This is a genomic window from Pseudomonas sp. FSL R10-0056, from assembly GCF_009600105.1.
GTDB lineage: Bacteria > Pseudomonadota > Gammaproteobacteria > Pseudomonadales > Pseudomonadaceae > Aquipseudomonas > Aquipseudomonas bubulae.
On record NZ_WIWL01000033.1, the window covers coordinates 22,312 to 41,854 of the forward strand.

General features: G+C 57.6%; 14 protein-coding genes. 10 read left to right on the forward strand and 4 right to left on the reverse strand.

Annotation, left to right across the window (positions count from 1 at the left end):
• Positions 1–142: 142 nt before the first annotated feature.
• Complete coding sequence (locus GHO42_RS02050) at positions 143–2,602, forward strand: EAL domain-containing protein (protein WP_153326590.1); 2,460 nt, start codon at positions 143–145, stop codon at positions 2,600–2,602.
• A 45-nt stretch (positions 2,603–2,647) separates the two neighbouring features.
• Positions 2,648–3,433: a TenA family transcriptional regulator gene (locus GHO42_RS02055; RefSeq protein ID WP_178126940.1), complete on the forward strand. Its 786-nt coding sequence runs from the start codon at positions 2,648–2,650 to the stop codon at positions 3,431–3,433.
• 74 nt (positions 3,434–3,507) lie between these two features.
• Here GHO42_RS02055 and GHO42_RS02060 read toward each other — a convergent pair whose 3' ends face one another.
• From GHO42_RS02060 to GHO42_RS02075, 4 genes are all read right to left on the reverse strand, one after another.
• Positions 3,508–4,248, reverse strand: coding sequence for a YciK family oxidoreductase (locus tag GHO42_RS02060; protein ID WP_153326588.1), 741 nt, complete (start codon positions 4,246–4,248; stop codon positions 3,508–3,510).
• A 27-nt stretch (positions 4,249–4,275) separates the two neighbouring features.
• Positions 4,276–4,947 carry an N-acetylmuramic acid 6-phosphate phosphatase MupP gene (gene mupP / locus GHO42_RS02065; protein ID WP_095002810.1) on the reverse strand — a complete coding sequence of 224 codons (672 nt, stop codon included), beginning with the start codon at positions 4,945–4,947 and terminating at the stop codon, positions 4,276–4,278.
• A 3-nt stretch (positions 4,948–4,950) separates the two neighbouring features.
• The gene (gene ubiG, locus GHO42_RS02070; RefSeq protein ID WP_095002809.1) at positions 4,951–5,649 is read right to left on the reverse strand and encodes a bifunctional 2-polyprenyl-6-hydroxyphenol methylase/3-demethylubiquinol 3-O-methyltransferase UbiG; all 699 of its coding nucleotides are present in this window, start codon (positions 5,647–5,649) and stop codon (positions 4,951–4,953) included.
• Positions 5,650–5,712: 63 nt separating this feature from the next.
• The gene (locus GHO42_RS02075) at positions 5,713–7,044 is read right to left on the reverse strand and encodes a TRZ/ATZ family hydrolase (RefSeq protein ID WP_095019028.1); all 1,332 of its coding nucleotides are present in this window, start codon (positions 7,042–7,044) and stop codon (positions 5,713–5,715) included.
• A gap of 107 nt (positions 7,045–7,151) precedes the next feature.
• Between GHO42_RS02075 and mtnA the strand changes: the two genes are divergently transcribed.
• The 8 genes from mtnA to rpsA all read left to right on the forward strand — a co-directional run bounded on the left by mtnA (position 7,152) and on the right by rpsA (position 19,472).
• Entirely contained in the window at positions 7,152–8,228 is a 1,077-nt protein-coding gene (gene mtnA, locus GHO42_RS02080) for an S-methyl-5-thioribose-1-phosphate isomerase (protein ID WP_095002807.1), read from the forward strand.
• 330 nt (positions 8,229–8,558) lie between these two features.
• Entirely contained in the window at positions 8,559–11,213 is a 2,655-nt protein-coding gene (gyrA, locus tag GHO42_RS02085; RefSeq protein ID WP_095019027.1) for a DNA gyrase subunit A, read from the forward strand.
• A gap of 215 nt (positions 11,214–11,428) precedes the next feature.
• The gene (serC, locus tag GHO42_RS02090; protein WP_095002826.1) at positions 11,429–12,514 is read left to right on the forward strand and encodes a 3-phosphoserine/phosphohydroxythreonine transaminase; all 1,086 of its coding nucleotides are present in this window, start codon (positions 11,429–11,431) and stop codon (positions 12,512–12,514) included.
• Entirely contained in the window at positions 12,514–13,608 is a 1,095-nt protein-coding gene (gene pheA, locus GHO42_RS02095; RefSeq protein ID WP_016780245.1) for a prephenate dehydratase, read from the forward strand. The genes serC and pheA overlap by 1 nt, the downstream gene beginning before the upstream one ends.
• A gap of 11 nt (positions 13,609–13,619) precedes the next feature.
• Positions 13,620–14,732: a histidinol-phosphate transaminase gene (gene hisC / locus GHO42_RS02100; RefSeq protein WP_153326583.1), complete on the forward strand. Its 1,113-nt coding sequence runs from the start codon at positions 13,620–13,622 to the stop codon at positions 14,730–14,732.
• A gap of 4 nt (positions 14,733–14,736) precedes the next feature.
• Positions 14,737–16,968, forward strand: a complete 2,232-nt coding sequence (locus tag GHO42_RS02105) for a bifunctional prephenate dehydrogenase/3-phosphoshikimate 1-carboxyvinyltransferase (RefSeq protein WP_095002825.1) — start codon at positions 14,737–14,739, stop codon at positions 16,966–16,968.
• Complete coding sequence (gene cmk, locus GHO42_RS02110; protein WP_083369851.1) at positions 16,968–17,654, forward strand: (d)CMP kinase; 687 nt, start codon at positions 16,968–16,970, stop codon at positions 17,652–17,654. Before GHO42_RS02105 ends, cmk begins: the two co-directional genes overlap by 1 nt.
• Positions 17,655–17,777: 123 nt before the next feature.
• Positions 17,778–19,472: a 30S ribosomal protein S1 gene (gene rpsA, locus GHO42_RS02115; RefSeq protein ID WP_016780248.1), complete on the forward strand. Its 1,695-nt coding sequence runs from the start codon at positions 17,778–17,780 to the stop codon at positions 19,470–19,472.
• Positions 19,473–19,543: the final 71 nt, after the last annotated feature.

A 19,543-nucleotide genomic window follows, 5' to 3' on the forward strand; every position in this document is an offset into this window, starting at 1 on the left:
ATGAACATAATGATGCGGCTGCACGCTTATTGAAGATTTAGATCGGCTCAGACTACTCAATTTTTGAAAAATTGGCCTAGGCTGACTTGTAGTGAGATTTTCTCTCTGGTTTTCATTTGACTCCATGAAGCAAAGGGAACTCATGAAATCTAAACGCCCCCTTGGTACACCACGCTTATTGGGCATTGTTTGGCCTTTTATTGTTGTCGTGCTGTTCCAGGCGTTATTGGGGTGCGTGAGTCTGTATATGCTTTCTGCCGTGAGGAGTTATGTCGGTGGCGAAAGTTTATGGTCCAAGGGGCAGAAGGACGCCATCTACTTTCTCTATCTGTATTCCGATACCCATGACCCGGTTTATTACGAAAAATACACACAGGCCATAAGTGTTCCCCAGGGCGACCATAAGTTACGCCTGGCGATGGATGAGTCCCCACCCAATGAAGTCGCTGCCCGCGAAGGCATTCTGCAGGGCGGCAACAGCGCGCAAGATGCCTCGAGCATTATCTGGTTTTACCGCTACTTCCGCCATGTAAGCTATATGGAAACCGCCATCGAGAAGTGGGCCATAGGTGATGCTTACCTGCTCAAGCTCGACAATCTGGCCCAGGAGATGCACAAGGCCATCCTCGCCGGCAATGCCGATGCTGCGGAGTCCCAACGCTGGGAAGACGAGATTTTCGCCATCAACGAGGGTATTGCGCCTTCTGCCAAGGCTTTCAGTGATGCGCTGGGTGAAGGCTCGCGCTTTATCTGGCGGTTGCTGGTGGTCATAAACCTGGTCACGGCGGTGGCGCTGATCCTGCTGGTACTCAAGCGCACCCATAAAGTGCTCAAGCAGAGCCGTGCTTTTGCCGAGGCGCTGCAGCTGGAAAAAGAGCGGGCGCAAATCACCCTGCAGTCGATTGGCGACGGTGTTATCACCACCGACGTCAATGGCGCGATTGCCTATATGAACCCTGCGGCCGAGAACTTGACCCAGTGGAAGTCCGAGCAGGCGCAAGGCATTTCCCTGGCTGCGCTGTTCAAGTTGCTTGATGACAACGATCAGGACGAAGGCCCCAGGCTGGTCGAGCGTATTCTCACTGGCGAGCTGGGTAACAGTCGCGAGCACTCCCGGCAGATTCAACGCATGGATGGCAGTACCGTTGCGGTAACCCTTGTGGGTGCGCCAATCCTTCACGATGGCGATGTCAGTGGCGCAGTGCTGGTGCTGCATGACATGACCCAGGAGCGCCAGTACATTGCCAACCTGTCCTGGCAGGCGACCCATGATGCACTGACCGGGCTGGCCAACCGACGTGAGTTCGAATACCGCCTGGAGTTGGTACTGAAGAACCTGGGGCGCCAGCAGGGCCGGCATGCCCTGATGTTTCTTGATCTGGACCAGTTCAAGCTGGTCAATGACACCTGCGGTCACGCGGCGGGTGATGAGCTGTTGCGGCATATTTGTACGTTGCTGCGTACCGGCCTGCGTGAAGGCGATACCCTGGCCCGGCTGGGTGGGGATGAGTTTGGCATCCTGCTGGAAAACTGCCCGGTGGACATGGCGGAAAAAATCGCCGGCGGTTTGCGTCAGGCGGTGCAAAGCCTGCATTTTGCCTGGAAAGGGCGCCCGTTCATGAGCACCATCAGCATCGGCCTTGTGCATATCCATAAAGCGCCAGTCACCCTTGAGTCTTTGATGCGGGCTGCGGACATGGCCTGTTATATGGCCAAGGAAAAGGGCCGTAACCGGGTGCAGGTTTATCATGTGGATGACACGGAGTTGTCATTGCGCTTTGGTGAAATGGCCTGGGTGCAGCGCTTGCATGTCGCACTGGAAGAAAACCGCTTCAGTCTGTATGCCCAGGAAATAACCCCCCTGGGACCTGTGCAGGACGGGGGCGGGCATATCGAGATTCTGTTGCGCCTGCAAGATGAAAACGGTCGTATTGTATTCCCCGACAGTTTTATTCCTGCGGCGGAACGTTATGGCTTGATGAGTTCGATAGACCGCTGGGTGGTCGAAAATGTGTTCAGGATCATTGCGGAATGTTCAGCCCAGGCGGGTGGGCGGCCAATGGCCATGTGTGCGATCAACCTGTCTGGGTCAACCATTGGCGATGATGACTTTCTTGCGTTTTTGCATGAACAATTTGACTGTTACGGCGTGTCGCCAAAACTCATCTGTTTTGAAATTACTGAAACCAGTGCAATTGCCAACCTGGGTAATGCCATCCGTTTTATCAATGATCTTAAAACCCTGGGTTGTCACTTTTCGCTGGATGACTTTTGTGCCGGGATGTCCTCATTTGCCTATTTGAAACATCTTCCTGTCGACTTTTTGAAGATCGACGGCAGTTTCGTCAAGGACATGTTGGACGACCCGATCAATCGTGCCATGGTTGAAGTCATTAATCATATTGGCCATGTCATGGGCAAACGCACGATTGCCGAGTTTGTTGAAAGCACGCAGATTGAAGAGGCCTTGATTGAAATCGGCGTTGATTATGCGCAGGGCTATATTGTCCAGCGGCCACAGTTATTCACGTTCGATAGTTTGTTGCAGCGTCCTCAGCGTGCCCGGGCGTTGACATTGAAGTCCCCGGGCACGTTGCGTTGATCTGTTCTACATTTCTAAAGTCTATTATCAAAAAGGATTTGGATTGTGAGTGAAGTCTTCAACCGAACGGGGCCTCTTATGGAGGAAGCCAGTTACCCCCAGTGGGCCCGGCAGTTGATTCGGGACTGTAGCGAAAGCAAACGTCGGGCAGTCAAACACGAAATTTACAAGCGCATGCGTGACAACACCTTGAGCCCCAGAGCAATGCGCATGTTTCTCGTGGGCGGCTGGCCGGTAGTCGAGCAGTTTTCGTTGTACATGGGCCATAACCTGGGCAAGACCCGCTACGGGCGTCACCCTGGCGAAGACATGGCTCGCCGCTGGTTGATTCGCAATATCCGGGTCGAGCTTAATCATGCCGACTATTGGGTGAACTGGGCGCTGGCGCACGGGGTCAGCCTTGAAGACCTCAATGCCCAGGACCTGCCTGCCGAGTTTCAGGCGCTGAACGACTGGTGCTGGCATAGCTGTTCCAAGGATTCGCTGGCCGTGGCGATGGCTGCCACCAACTACGCCATCGAGGGTGCCGTGGGTGAGTGGGCGGCGATTGTCTGCTCGGCCGATGTCTATGAAGAGTCGTTTGCGGTCGATCAACGCAAGCGCGCGATGAAGTGGCTGAAGATGCACGCCCAGTACGATGACGAGCATCCCTGGGAGGCGCTGGAAATTGTCTGTACCCTCGTGGGAATGAATCCGAGCCAGGAGCAGATCACTGAACTGCGCAAAGCCATCTGCAAGAGCTACGACTATATGTATTTGTTTCTGCAAAGTTGCCTGTTGTTCGACAAGGCCGCTGTGGCGCGTGAGCATCGGGAACTGGTCGAGAGCTGAACACCGGCTTTTCAGTGCATAAAAAAACCGCGGGCTGCATGGGATGCAGCCCGCGGTTTTTGTTTGTAGCCCTGTTACTGTGCGTTGAAAGCCTGCCCGTTGATCCCGGTACTGTCCGGGCCCATCAGGTACAGGTAAACCGGCATGATTTCGTGTGGCTCTGGATTGTTCTCGGGGTTTTCACCCGGATAGGCCAGGGCGCGCATGCTGGTGCGGGTCGCGCCGGGGTTGATGCTGTTGGCACGTACCGGGGCCACGCCGTCGACTTCGTCGGCCAGGGTTTGCATCAAGCCTTCGGTGGCGAACTTGGAGACGCCATAGGCACCCCAGTAAGCACGGCCTTTGCGCCCGACACTGCTGGAAGTGAAGATCACCGAGGGGTCCTGCGACAGCTTGAGCAGGGGTAGCAGGGTGCTGGTGAGCATAAACATGGCATTGACGTTGATATGCATCACGCGCATGAAATTTTCCCCCGACAGCTGCTCCAGCGGCGTGCGCGGACCAATGATCGAAGCGTTGTGCAGCAGCCCGTCAAGGCGGCCGAACTCGGTCTCGATCATGGCGGCCAGCTCATCGTATTGATGGGGTTGGGCGGTTTCGAGGTTGAACGGGATAACCACTGGCTGCGGATGGCCCGCAGCTTCGATTTCGTCGTAGACCTGGCTTAGGTTGGCTTCGGTCTTGCCCAGCAGCAATACGGTTGCGCCGTGTGCGGCATAGGTCCTGGCTGCAGCAGCGCCGATGCCGCGACCGGCGCCGGTAACCAGGATCACCCGATCCTGGAGCAGGTTGGGGCGGGCTGAATAATCAAACATAAAAAACCTCAACAAAATCGGTCATCGTTAGCAGCTGCACATCGCGTTATCCAGCACTTTGCGCAGTTCGGCCGGATGATCGACCACCACGTCCGCACCCCAGTGATCAGGGTTGTCGTCAGGGTGGATATAACCAAAGCGCACGGCTGCAGTTTTGGTCCCGGCATCGCGCCCGGACTCGATATCGCGCAGGTCATCGCCTACAAACAGTACGCTGGCCGGGTCAAGGTCGAGCATTTTGCAGGCCAGAATCAGCGGCTCGGGGTCTGGCTTGCTGTTTTTGACGTGGTCGGGGCAAATCAGCAGCGCCGAGCGCTCGGCCAGGCCCAGGCGTTCCATGATTGGCTGGGCGAACCGCACCGGTTTGTTGGTGACGACGCCCCACACCAGATGGGCCTTTTCGATATCGGCGAGCAACTCTTCCATGCCATCAAACAGCTTGGTATGGACTGCGCAATCGCGCTGATAGCGCTCCAGGAACTCCTGACGCAGCTCTTCAAAGCCAGGTGCGTCAGGGTCCATGTTGAAGGTCGCAGCCACCATGGCGCGTGCACCGCCGGAAATCTCGTCGCGGATAAGTTTGTCTGCGACGGGAGGCAGGTCGCGATCGGCGCGCATGGCCTGGCAGATGGCGATAAAGTCCGGCGCGGTGTCGAGCAGGGTGCCGTCCATGTCAAAAAGAACTGCTCTTAAACGCATGTGTTACTCCTCGCGAAGGGTCTGGATCATGTAGTTGACGTCAACATCGGCGGCCAGCTTGTAGTGCTTGGTCAGCGGGTTGTAGGTCAGGCCGATGATGTCCTTGACGCTCAATCCGGCCTGGCGGCTCCAGGCGCCCAGCTCGGAAGGGCGAATGAATTTTTTGAAGTCATGGGTGCCACGGGGGATCAACTTGAGTATGTATTCCGCACCGAGGATAGCGAACAGATAGGACTTGGGGTTGCGGTTGATGGTCGAGAAGAACACCTGGCCACCGGGCTTGACCATTTTGTAGCAGGCGCGGATCACCGACGACGGGTCGGGTACATGCTCAAGCATTTCGAGGCAGGTGACTACATCGAACTGCCCGGGCATTTCTTCAGCCAGATCTTCAGCAGTGACCTGGCGGTACTCAACGTTTACGCCGGACTCGAGCTGATGCAGCTGTGCCACGGCCAGCGGGGCTTCGCCCATGTCGATGCCCATTACGGTGGCGCCGCGCTGAGCCATCGACTCGCTGAGAATGCCGCCGCCGCAGCCGACGTCGAGGACTTTTTTGCCAGCCAGTTGTACGCGCTCGTCAATCCAGTTGACGCGCAGCGGGTTGATGTCGTGCAGCGGCTTGAACTCGCTCTCACGGTCCCACCAGCGATGGGCTAGCGCTTCGAATTTGGCGATCTCGGCGTGGTCAACGTTGCTCATGGGTAAATCCTCTAAAGCTGAATAATCTGGTAAAGCTCCGGGCGCAGGCCCGAAGGTACTGAATCAATGAGTATGGCCGCTTATGCGCTCGCCCCAGGCTCTTGCGGTTGCGCAGAGTTGCTGCTCGTCCAGGCGGGTCAGGTGTCGATCCTCGAGCAGCTGCTTGCCTGCGACCCACACATGTTTAACGCAATCGCGGCCAGTGGCGTAGATCAACTGCGAAACGGGGTCGTAAACCGGTTGCTGGGCCAGGCCGCTGAGGTCAAAGGCTACCAGGTCGGCGGCCTTGCCGATTTCGATCGAGCCGGTGTCGCTTTCAATGCCCAGGGCGCGCGCGCCATTGAGGGTGGCCATGCGCAGTGCGCGGTGGGCGTCCAGCGCGGTGGCAGAGCCTGCAACGGCCTTGGCCAGCAAGGCGGCGGTGCGGGTTTCGCCGAGCAGATCGAGGTCATTGTTGCTGGCCGCTCCGTCGGTACCCACCGCCACATTGACCCCGGCTTGCCACAGGCGCTCCACCGGGCAGAAGCCACTGGCCAGTTTGAGGTTGGACTCGGGGCAATGAACCACGCTGGAGTTGCTTTCTACCAGCATGGCCAGGTCGTCATCGCTGATCTGGGTCATGTGTACGGCCTGGAAGCGCGGGCCCAGCAAGCCCAGGCGGGCGAGGCGGGCCATCGGGCGTTCGGCGTGTTGCTCGACGGCCTGATGCACTTCGAAGGCGGTTTCGTGAACGTGCATATGAATGGCGGCATCCAGCTCGTCGGCGATGACCCGGATTTTCTCCAGGTTGTCGTCGCTTACGGTGTAAGGCGCATGGGGACCGAAGGCAATTTTGATCCGCGGGTGAAACTTCAGGTCGGCAAACAGTTCGACGGCCTGGCGCAGGGATTCGTCTGCGCTGCTGGCGCCGGGAATCGGAAAGTCGAGAATCGGAATGGCGATTTGTGCACGGATACCGCTCTTGTGCACGCACTCGCTGGCAACTTTCGGGAAAAAATACATGTCACTGAAGCAGGTGATGCCGCCCTTGAGCTGTTCGGCGATGGCCAGGTTGGTGCCGTCGCGCACGAACTGCTCATCGACCCATTTGCCCTCGGCCGGCCAGATATGCTGTTCGAGCCAGGTCATCAGGGGCAGGTCGTCGGCCATGCCGCGGAACAGCGTCATGGCCGCATGCCCGTGCGCGTTGATCAGCCCCGGGCTGAGCAGCATGTCCGGCAGCTCGCGGGTTTGCGTGGCGGTGAGCTTCAGCGCCTGTTCGCGCGGGCCGATGAACACAATGCAGCCGTCGCGAATGCCCACGCCGTGATCCTTGAGTACGACACCGGCCGGTTCTACAGGCACCAGCCAGGTGGGTAACAGCAGTAAGTCCAGGGGCGTGGTTGGGGTCGGCATCGAAAACTGATTCCAGTGCGTTATAAAAGGAGGCGAAGTATACCCGAGCGTCTTGGGGGTGGGCTCGCTATAATCGGCCGCTTTGTTACCAGGTAATGGGGGAAGGCATGCGCGATCGACTGTTGGCTGCGGAAAAGGTTAAGGCCATCGATTGGCGGGATGACGCCCTGTATCTGCTGGATCAACGCATTCTGCCCTTTGAAGAGAGCTGGTTGGCGTACACCGGCGTTGACGGTGTGGCGCAAGCGATTCGCGACATGGTCGTGCGCGGCGCCCCGGCAATCGGTATCGCGGCGGCCTATGGCGTGGTGCTGGCTGCGCGTGTGCGCAAGGCTGCAGGTGGTGACTGGCTGGCAGCGCTGGAAGAGGACTTCACCCTGCTGGCGGACTCGCGTCCTACGGCAGTGAACCTGTTCTGGGCCTTGAATCGCATGCGCGAACGTCTGGCTCGAAGCCAAAACCGCGCGGATGTATTGCAGGTGCTTGAGGCAGAGGCTGTTGCCATCCACGAAAGTGATCGCGAGGCCAATCTGACCATGGCGCAGTTGGGTGTCGATGTCATTCGCCGCCATCAGGGCAATGCCCAGGCGGTGCTGACCCACTGCAACACCGGAGCCCTGGCCACAGGCGGCTTTGGTACGGCGCTGGGGGTCATCCGGGCGGCCTGGCTCGAAGGCATGATCGAGCAGGTCTATGCCGACGAAACCCGGCCCTGGCTGCAGGGTTCGCGCCTGACTGCGTGGGAGCTGGCCAATGAAGGCATCCCGGTGGTGCTCAATGTCGATTCGGCAGCAGCGCATATCATGAAAACCAAAGGCGTCACCTGGGTGATCGTGGGCGCTGACCGCATCACTGCCAATGGCGATGTGGCGAACAAGATCGGCACCTACCAACTGGCGGTCAACGCCATGCACCACGGCGTGCGCTTTATGGTGGTGGCCCCGAGCTCGACCATCGACATGGATCTGGCCTCGGGTGATGACATCCCGATTGAGGAGCGTGACGGCCGCGAACTGCTGGAAGTGGGTGGCAAGCGGGTCGGCGCGGATGTGCAGGCCTTCAACCCGGTGTTTGATGTGACGCCGGCGGACCTGATCGATGTGATTGTCACCGAGAAGGGTGTGATTGAACGCCCGGATGCGGCAAAGATGGCGCAATTGATGTGCCGCAAGCGCTTGCATTGAAACGCAAGCCTGTCGTCGCTGCCGAAGGCCGCGAAGAGGAACGCGGGTGCTTCAAATCGCCTTCAGAGTCCCTCTGGGGCCCTTCAGGCCGATAAACGTCGTAATTACTACGCTCCATGCGCATCTGAGGGATAGGTGCGTGGCGGCGATTGTGATAACATTCGGCGGTTTCCAGGGTGACCCGCAAGGGTTGCCCTTACTGCGCAAATCCGTGACATAACTTGTTGATTTGTCGTAAGTCGTTGCGTGGCACGTGGCCAGCGGCGGCGAGCTTCGTTCGTCCCGAATGGATGTGGCGAAGTTTCACCCGAAAAAGGAATCAGGCTTCTCATGGGCGAACTGGCCAAAGAAATCCTCCCGGTCAATATCGAAGACGAGCTGAAACAGTCCTACCTCGACTACGCAATGAGCGTAATTGTCGGGCGGGCACTGCCTGATGCGCGCGATGGCTTGAAGCCCGTGCACAGGCGTGTGCTGTTTGCGATGAGCGAACTGAACAACGACTGGAACAAGCCGTACAAGAAATCTGCCCGTGTGGTCGGTGACGTAATCGGTAAGTATCACCCGCATGGTGATACTGCTGTTTACGACACCATCGTTCGAATGGCTCAGCCATTCTCCCTGCGCTACCTGCTGGTAGACGGTCAGGGCAACTTCGGTTCGGTCGACGGCGACAACGCTGCGGCCATGCGATACACCGAAGTGCGCATGACCAAGCTGGCCCACGAATTGCTGGCCGACTTGCACAAAGAGACCGTGGACTGGGTGCCGAACTACGACGGCACGGAAATGATCCCGGCCGTCATGCCGACACGAATTCCCAATTTGCTGGTCAACGGCTCAAGCGGTATCGCCGTGGGTATGGCCACCAATATTCCGCCGCATAACCTGGGTGAAGTCATCGACGGCTGCCTGGCGCTGATCGACAACCCGGAACTGAGCATCGATGAACTGATGCAGTTCATCCCGGGCCCGGACTTCCCGACTGCCGCCATCATCAACGGCCGTGCCGGTATCATCGAAGCCTATCGCACGGGCCGTGGCCGCATTTACATGCGCGCCCGCTCGATGATCGAAGACATCGACAAGGTCGGTGGTCGTCAACAGATCGTCATCACCGAGCTGCCGTACCAGCTGAACAAGGCTCGCCTGATCGAAAAGATCGCCGAGCTGGTAAAAGAGAAGAAGCTTGAAGGCATCACCGAGCTGCGTGACGAGTCCGACAAAGACGGCATGCGCGTTGTGATCGAGCTGCGCCGTGGTGAGGTGCCGGAGGTTATTCTCAATAACCTTTATGCCCAGACCCAGCTGCAAAGTGTTTTCGGTATCAACATCGTTGCCCTGATCGATGGCCGCCCGCGCATCCTGAACCTCAAGGACCTGCTCGAAGCTTTCGTACGTCACCGTCGTGAAGTGGTTACCCGTCGTACTGTTTTCGAGCTGCGCAAAGCCCGCGAGCGAGGCCATATCCTTGAAGGCCAGGCCGTAGCCCTGTCCAACATCGATCCGGTCATTGCACTGATCAAGGCCTCGCCAACCCCGTCCGAAGCCAAGGAAGCGCTGATCAACACCCCTTGGGAGTCGACAGCGGTAGTGGCCATGGTTGAGCGCGCCGGTGCCGATTCGTGCCGTCCGGAAAACCTCGATCCGCAATACGGTCTGCGTGATGGCAAATACTTCCTGTCGCCGGAGCAGGCCCAGGCCATTCTTGAGTTGCGCCTGCACCGCTTGACCGGTCTGGAGCACGAAAAGCTGCTGGCCGAGTACCAGGAAATTCTCAACCAGATCGGTGAGCTGATCCGCATCCTCAATAGCGCCGTGCGCCTGATGGAAGTGATCCGCGAAGAGCTGGAAGTCATTCGCGCCGAATACGGCGATGTGCGTCGTACCGAAATCCTGGATCACCGTCTTGATCTGACCCTGGGTGACATGATCCCGGAAGAAGAGCGCGTCGTGACCATTTCCCACGGTGGCTATGCCAAGACCCAGCCATTGGCTGCGTACCAGGCCCAGCGTCGTGGCGGTAAAGGCAAGTCGGCTACTGGCGTCAAGGATGAGGACTACATCGCTCACCTGCTGGTTGCCAACAGTCACACCACGCTGCTGCTGTTCTCCAGCAAGGGCAAGGTGTACTGGCTGAAGACCTATGAAATTCCTGAGGCGTCCCGCGCTGCCCGTGGTCGTCCGCTGGTGAACCTGCTGCCGCTGGATGAGGGTGAATACATCACCACCATGCTGCCGGTCGAAGAGTACACCGAGGGTCACTTCATCTTTATGGCGACCGCCAACGGCACCGTGAAGAAGACCCCTCTGGAAGCCTTCAGTCGTCAGCGCAGCGTAGGCTTGATCGCGCTGGAACTGGACGAAGGCGACGTGCTGATCAGCGCTGCGATCACCGATGGCGAGCGTGAAGTCATGCTGTTCTCCGACGGTGGCAAGGTGACTCGCTTCAAAGAGTCCGATGTCCGTGCCATGGGCCGTACTGCCCGCGGTGTACGCGGCATGCGTCTGCCAGAAGGGCAGAAGCTGATTTCCATGCTGATCCCTGAGGAGGGTAGCCAGATCCTTACCGCTTCGGCGCGTGGCTATGGCAAGCGTACGGCGATCAGCGAGTTCCCAGAGTACAAGCGTGGCGGCCAGGGTGTTATCGCCATGGTCAGCAACGAGCGTAATGGCCGTCTGGTCGGTGCGGTTCAGGTGCAGGACGGTGAAGAAATCATGTTGATTTCGGATCAGGGCACTCTGGTACGTACGCGTGTCGACGAAGTGTCGAGCCTGGGTCGTAATACCCAGGGTGTCACCTTGATCAAGCTGGCCAGTGACGAAACGCTGGTAGGGCTTGAGCGGGTTCAGGAGCCTTCTGAAGTTGAAGGCGAAGAGCTCGAAGATGAAGGCGGTGCAGAGTTCGACGGTGAGGCCATCCAGGATGGCGCAGACGACGAGCAGCCGCTAGAGGCTGGCGCTGACGAAGAGCCGCAGGAATAAGCGGACACACAGGGGGCGGATGAGAATTCGCCCCCTTGTTGTATGTCCAGTATGAAAGTTTGCGACACTGTGGGAGCGAGCCTGCTCGCGATGGCATCAGCGCGGTATGTCAGATAGACATTACTGCCCGTATCGCTAGCAAGCCCGCTTCTACAAGCAACAATGTGTCGAGAGTTGATTTATTGCGTGACCACCAAATCAGAGTGAGAGTGGAAGTGAGCAAACGAGCCTATAACTTCTGCGCAGGTCCTGCTGCGCTACCTGAAGCTGTTCTGTTGCGTGCCCAGTCCGAGTTGCTCGACTGGCATGGCAAGGGCCTCTCGGTCATGGAAATGAGCCATCGCAGCGATGAGTTCGTGTCCATTGCGACCAAGGCTGAGCAGGATCTGCGTGACCTGCTGTCTATTCCCTCGAACTACAAAGTCCTGTTTCTGCAAGGCGGTGCCAGCCAACAGTTTGCCCAGATCCCGCTGAATCTTTTGCCTGAAAATGGCAAGGCGGATTACATCGATACCGGTATCTGGTCGCAGAAGGCCATTGAAGAGGCGTCGCGTTTCGGTCACGTCAACGTGGCAGCAACCGCCAAACCTTACGATTACTTCGCGATTCCTGGTCAGAATGAGTGGAATCTGTCGAAAGACGCGGCCTACGTTCATTACGCGCCAAACGAAACCATCGGCGGTCTGGAATTCAACTGGATCCCTGAGACTGGCGATGTGCCATTGGTCGCTGACATGTCTTCGGATATTCTGTCGCGCCCGGTTGATGTGTCCCGTTTTGGCATGATCTACGCGGGTGCCCAGAAAAACATCGGCCCAAGTGGCATCGTGGTCAATATCATTCGCGAAGATCTGCTGGGTCGTGCGCGTTCGATCTGCCCGACCATGCTCGATTACAAGGTCGCGGCTGACAACGGCTCGATGTACAACACGCCGCCGACCCTGGCCTGGTACCTGTCAGGTCTGGTATTCGAATGGCTCAAGGAGCAGGGCGGTGTCGAGGCAATCGGCAAGCTCAATGAAGTGAAAAAACGTACTTTGTACGACTTTATCGACGCCAGTGGCCTGTACAGCAACCCGATCAACCTTTCTGATCGCTCGTGGATGAACGTCCCGTTCCGTCTGGCGGACGATCGCCTCGACAAGCCATTCCTGGCAGGCGCTGAAGCACGCGGGCTGCTGAACCTCAAGGGGCACCGCTCCGTTGGTGGCATGCGCGCATCGATCTATAACGCTGTGGATATCAACGCGGTTAACGCGCTGGTGGCTTACATGGCAGAGTTCGAAAAGGAACACGGCTAATGTCCGAGCAAGAACTCAAGGCGCTGCGCCTGCGTATCGACAGTCTGGACGAAAAAGTCCTGGAGCTTATCAGCGAGCGGGCGCGTTGTGCCCAGGAAGTGGCGCGGGTCAAGATGGCTTCCCTGGCTGAGGGTGAAGTGCCGGTATTTTACCGGCCTGAGCGTGAGGCTCAGGTGCTCAAGCGCGTTATGGAGCGCAATAAAGGCCCGTTGGGCAACGAAGAGATGGCGCGGTTGTTCCGCGAAATCATGTCCTCGTGCCTGGCGCTGGAGCAGCCGCTGAAAGTGGCTTATCTCGGCCCCGAGGGTACCTTTACCCAGGCTGCGGCCATGAAGCACTTTGGCCATGCCGTGATCAGCAAGCCGATGGCTGCCATTGACGAAGTATTCCGCGAAGTGGCTGCCGGTGCAGTGAATTTTGGCGTGGTGCCAGTGGAAAACTCCACAGAAGGCGCAGTCAACCACACTCTCGACAGCTTCCTTGAGCATGACATGGTGATCTGCGGTGAAGTAGAGCTGCGCATCCACCATCACCTGCTGGTCGGCGAAAACACCAAAACGGACAGTATCAGCCGCATTTACTCCCACGCCCAGTCGCTGGCTCAGTGCCGCAAATGGCTGGATGCACACTACCCGAATGTCGAGCGTATTGCGGTGTCGAGCAATGCCGAAGCGGCCAAACGGGTCAAGGGTGAGTGGAACTCCGCTGCCATTGCCGGTGATATGGCTGCTGGCCTGTACGGCTTGACCCGACTGGCCGAAAAAATTGAAGACCGCCCGGACAACTCCACGCGGTTCTTGATGATTGGCAGTCAGGAAGTGCCACCCACTGGCGATGACAAGACGTCGATCATTGTGTCCATGAGCAACCGTCCTGGCGCCCTGCATGAGCTGCTGGTGCCGTTCCATGAGAACGGGATCGATCTGACGCGTATTGAGACGCGTCCTTCGCGTAGCGGTAAATGGACCTATGTGTTTTTCATCGACTTTGCTGGTCATCACCGCGACCCGTTGGTCAAAAGTGTCCTGGAGCAGATCAGTCAAGAAGCCGTAGCGCTTAAAGTATTGGGTTCCTACCCGAAAGCGGTTCTCTGAGGCGATAAAACATGAGCGGTGATTTCCTCGCCCTGGCACAGCCGGGCGTACAACAACTTTCGCCTTATGTCCCGGGTAAACCTGTGGATGAGCTGGCGCGTGAACTGGATCTGGATCCGGCCACGATCGTCAAGCTGGCCAGCAACGAAAACCCTTTGGGTGCGAGCCCCAAGGCGCTGGAAGCCATTCGTGCCGAGCTGGCCGAATTGACCCGCTACCCGGATGGCAATGGCTTTGCCCTGAAAAGCCTGTTGGCTGAGCAGTGTGGCGTACAGCTTGACCAGGTAACACTGGGCAACGGTTCTAACGATATTCTGGAGCTGGTGGCGCGTGCCTACCTGGCGCCGGGGCTAAATGCCGTGTTCAGTGAGCATGCATTTGCCGTGTATCCGATTGTGACCCAGGCGGTAGGTGCCCAGGCCCGCGTTGTGCCGGCCAAGGACTGGGGGCATGACCTGCCTGCCATGCTGGCTGCCATCGACAGTGATACCCGGGTGGTCTTTATTGCCAACCCGAACAACCCGACCGGTACCTGGTTTGGCGTCGATGCGCTGAACGAGTTTTTGCAGGACGTGCCCGAGCACGTGCTTGTGGTGCTGGATGAAGCTTATATCGAGTACGCAGAGGGCGGTGATCTGCCCGATGGTCTGGAGTTTTTGTCGGGGTATCCCAACCTGCTGGTTTCCCGCACGTTCTCCAAGGCCTACGGCCTGGCCGCGTTGCGGGTGGGTTATGGGTTGTCAACGGCGGTGGTGGCCGATGTGCTGAACCGCGTTCGCCAGCCGTTCAACGTCAACAGCCTGGCGCTGGCTGCGGCTTGCGCGGCGCTGAAAGACAGCGATTACCTGGAGCAAAGCCGCCGCCTGAACGAGGCCGGCATGCAGCAGTTGCAGGACGGTTTTCGTGAGTTGGGCCTGGGCTGGATCCCGTCGCGCGGCAATTTTATCGCGCTGGATCTCGGTCAGGTAGCGGCTCCCGTCTATCAGGGGCTGTTGCGTGAAGGTGTCATAGTGCGTCCGGTGGCCAACTACGGTATGCCTGACCATCTGCGTGTCACTATTGGTTTGCCGGCGGAAAACACTCGCCTGCTTGAAGCGCTGTCCAAGGTTCTTGCTCGTGGTTGATGTAATGTCTGTGCAATCTGTAAGGCCTGTAATAGGGCGGCTGGTCGTTGTCGGGTTGGGTCTGATTGGCGGGTCTTTCGCCAAGGGCATGCGTGAGAGCGGTCTGTGCGACGAAGTGGTCGGTGTGGATCTCGATCCCGAATCCTGTGTTCTGGCCGTTGAGCTGGGAGTGGTCGATCGCTGTGAAGCAAATCTGGCCGCTGCTTGCGTGGGCGCAGATGTGATTCAGTTGGCCGTGCCGATTCTGGCCATGGAAAAAATGCTCGGCCTTCTGGCGGGCATGGATCTGGGTAACGCGGTGCTGACCGATGTGGGCAGTGCCAAAGGCAATGTTGTGCGGGCAGCGGCACAAGCCTTTGGTGGCATGCCTGCGCGCTTTGTACCTGGCCATCCGATTGCCGGGTCTGAACAGAGTGGTGTAGAAGCTTCGAATGCCAGTCTGTTTGAGCGGCACAAGGTGATTTTGACGCCTGTGGCTCAGACCGATGCCGATGCGCTGGCTCTGGTTGATGCGATGTGGCGCGCCCTGGGGGCAGACGTCGAGCATATGCAGGTCGAGCGACATGACGAGGTACTGGCTGCAACCAGCCATTTACCTCATTTGCTGGCTTTCGGGTTGGTGGACTCTCTTGCCAAGCGCAACGAGAATCTGGACATCTTCCGTTACGCAGCGGGTGGCTTCCGTGATTTCACAAGAATCGCCGGCAGCGACCCGGTAATGTGGCATGACATTTTTCTCGCTAATCGCGAGGCAGTGCTGCGCACATTGGATACATTTCGCAGTGATCTCGACGCTTTGCGCGACGCGGTCGATGCAGGGGATGGGCATCAATTGCTGGGCGTTTTCACTCGCGCCCGGGTTGCCCGCGAGCATTTCAGTAAAATCCTGGCCCGCCGGGCATATGTGGACGCTATGAATTCCAACGATCTGATTTTTTTGGCAAATCCTGGTGGTCAAGTAACTGGCCGAATTCGCGTACCAGGCGACAAATCCATTTCCCACCGCTCGATCATGCTCGGCTCGCTGGCTGAAGGTACGACCGAAGTGGAAGGTTTCCTTGAGGGTGAAGACGCCCTGGCGACGCTGCAGGCGTTCCGTGACATGGGCGTGGTGATTGAGGGCCCGCATCATGGTCGCGTGACCATTCATGGCGTTGGCCTGCACGGTCTGAAAGCGCCACCTGGCCCGATCTACCTGGGCAACTCGGGTACTTCGATGCGCCTGTTGTCCGGCCTGCTGGCAGCTCAGAGCTTCGACACCACCCTGACCGGCGATGCGTCCCTGACCAAGCGCCCGATGAACCGTGTGGCCAATCCATTGCGTGAAATGGGTGCCGTGATTGAGACCGCTGCCGAAGGTCGCCCGCCGATGACCATTCGTGGTGGTCATGCGCTCAAGGGCATGGATTACACCTTGCCGATGGCCAGTGCCCAGGTTAAATCCTGCCTGTTGCTGGCGGGCCTGTATGCAGAAGGCAAGACCTCGGTAACCGAGCCTGCACCGACTCGTGACCATACCGAGCGCATGCTGCAAGGGTTCGGATACCCGGTAACTGTTAATGGTCCTACTGCTTCGGTTGAGTCGGGCCACAAGCTGACGGCGACCCATATCGAAGTGCCGGGGGATATTTCCTCGTCGGCGTTCTTCCTGGTCGCCGCTTCGATCGCAGAAGGCTCGGACCTGCTGCTTGAGCATGTGGGCATCAATCCGACCCGTACCGGCGTTATCGACATCTTGCGTCTGATGGGGGCGGATATCACCCTGGAAAATCAACGTGAAGTGGGCGGTGAGCCGGTGGCGGACCTGCGCGTGCGGGCTGCTAAACTCAAGGGTATCGAGATTCCTGAAGAGCTGGTGCCGCTGGCGATTGACGAGTTCCCGGTACTCTTTGTGGCCGCGGCCGTGGCTGAGGGTCGTACGATCCTTCGGGGTGCTGAAGAGCTGCGGGTCAAGGAGTCCGACCGGATCCAGGTAATGGCAGATGGCTTGCTGACCCTGGGTGTGAAGTGCGAGCCGACACCGGATGGCATCATCATTGATGGTGGCACTATTGGCGGTGGTGAGGTTCATGGTCATGGCGATCACCGTATCGCAATGGCCTTCAGTGTGGCTTCGTTGCGCGCAACCGCACCCATCCGTATCCATGATTGCGCCAACGTGGCGACTTCTTTCCCCAACTTCCTTGCTCTGTGCAAGCAAGTGGGCATGCGTGTTGCTCAAGAGGCAAACTCGTGATGGTTTCGGCACCGGTTATCACCATCGACGGCCCAAGCGGTTCAGGTAAAGGCACGGTTGCTGGCATCCTGGCCAAGCGCCTGGGGTGGAATTTGCTCGACTCCGGTGCTCTGTACCGCCTGCTGGCGTTTGCCGCAGGTAACCATGGTGTGGCCCTGGATAACGAGGCGTTGCTGGAAAAACTGGCTGCGCATCTTGATGTGCAGTTCATCGGCGCGACGGACGGTAAGCCGGCGCGGATCATTCTGGAAGGTGATGACGTGACTCACGCCATCCGCAGTGAGACCGTAGCGGCCGGAGCCTCGAAAGTCGCGGCTTTGCCGGCTGTTCGCGATGCGTTGCTGCAGCGTCAGCGTGCTTTCCTTGAGTTCCCGGGGCTGGTTGCAGATGGTCGGGACATGGGTACCGTGGTCTTTCCTGACGCGCCATTGAAGGTTTTTCTGACCGCTAGCGCTGAGGAACGGGCCCGCCGCCGTTACTTGCAGTTGAAGGCCAAGGGCGATGATGTTAGTCTCTCGGGTCTGCTAGATGAGATTCGTGCCCGCGACGAGCGTGACACGCAGCGTGCAATAGCCCCGCTCAAGCCGGCGGCTGATGCCATACAGCTGGACTCCACGGAGTTGTCCATCGAGCAGGTGCTGGAACGCATCATGAGCGAAATCGCACTTCGCGATATCGCTGGATGACCAAGAAAGCGTGCAGGAGACCAGAAATAGTCCTGCATGCCTTCTTTTATATGAACGTAACCCACATTGTCTGGAATGTGGCTGATGGGCGTATTCCTTCGCCCTTGAACAACAGGAATTAAAATGAGCGAAAGCTTTGCAGAACTCTTTGAAGAAAGCCTAAAAACCCTGAATCTTCAGGCTGGCTCGATCATCACCGCTATCATCGTTGATATCGATTACCAAGCTGGTTGGGTTACCGTTCACGCTGGTTTGAAGTCGGAAGGCCTCATCCCGCTGGAGCAGTTCCACAACGACGCTGGCGAACTGAACATCAACATCGGTGATGAAGTTCACGTTGCGCTGGACGCAGTCGAAGACGGCTTTGGCGAAACCAAACTGTCCCGTGAAAAAGCCAAGCGCGCTGAATGCTGGATCGTTCTGGAAGCAGCCTTCGCAGCAGAAGAAGTGGTCAAGGGCGTTATCAACGGTAAGGTTAAAGGCGGCTTCACTGTCGACGTTAACGGCATCCGTGCGTTCCTGCCAGGTTCTCTGGTTGACGTTCGTCCAGTGCGCGATACTACGCACCTGGAAGGCAAAGAGCTGGAATTCAAGGTCATCAAGCTGGACCAGAAGCGCAACAACGTAGTTGTTTCGCGTCGCAGCGTGCTGGAAGCAGAGAACTCCGCCGAGCGTGAAGCTCTGCTGGAATCGCTGCAAGAAGGTCAGCAAGTTAAAGGTATCGTCAAAAACCTCACCGATTACGGCGCATTCGTCGATCTGGGTGGCGTTGATGGCCTGCTGCACATCACTGACATGGCTTGGAAGCGTATCAAGCATCCTTCCGAAATCGTCAACGTTGGCGACGAGATCGATGTCAAGGTTCTGAAATATGATCGCGAACGCAATCGTGTTTCCCTGGGCCTGAAGCAACTGGGCGAAGATCCATGGGTTGCTATCAAAGCCCGTTACCCAGAAAGCACTCGCGTTACCGCTCGTGTAACCAACCTGACTGACTACGGCTGCTTCGCAGAGCTGGAAGAAGGCGTTGAAGGCCTGGTACACGTTTCGGAAATGGACTGGACCAACAAAAACATCCACCCTTCGAAAGTCGTACAAGTCGGCGACGAAGTGGAAGTTATGGTTCTGGACATCGACGAAGAGCGTCGTCGTATCTCCCTGGGCATCAAGCAGTGCAAATCTAACCCATGGGAAGATTTCTCTGGCCAGTTCAACAAGGGCGATAAAATCTCCGGCACCATCAAGTCGATCACCGATTTCGGTATCTTCATTGGTCTGGACGGCGGCATCGACGGCCTGGTTCACCTGTCCGACATCTCCTGGAACGAAGTTGGCGAAGAAGCCGTACGTCGTTTCAAGAAGGGCGACGAGCTGGACACCGTTATCCTGTCTGTTGATCCAGAGCGCGAGCGCATCTCCCTGGGTATCAAGCAGCTGGAAAGCGATCCGTTCTCCGAGTACGTACAAGAGAACGACAAAGGCGCAATCGTTAAGGGCATCGTGAAAGAAGTTGACGCTAAAGGCGCCATCATCACTCTGGCCAACGATATCGAAGCGACTCTGAAAGCCTCCGAAATCAGCCGTGACCGCGTTGAAGACGCGCGCAACGTTCTGAAAGAAGGCGAAGAAGTAGAAGCCAAGATCATCAGCGTTGATCGCAAGAGCCGCGTAATCCAACTCTCCATCAAGTCGAAAGATGATGCTGAAGAGAAAGAAGCAATCCAGAGCCTGCGCGACAAGCCAGCTACCTCTGACATTGCTGCTGGTCCGACCACTTTGGGCGACCTGCTGCGTGCACAAATGGAAAAACAGAACTAAGTTCTGATTGACCATAGAAAAAGGGCGACTTAGGTCGCCCTTTTTTGTGCCTGCGATTTGTGATGGTGCTT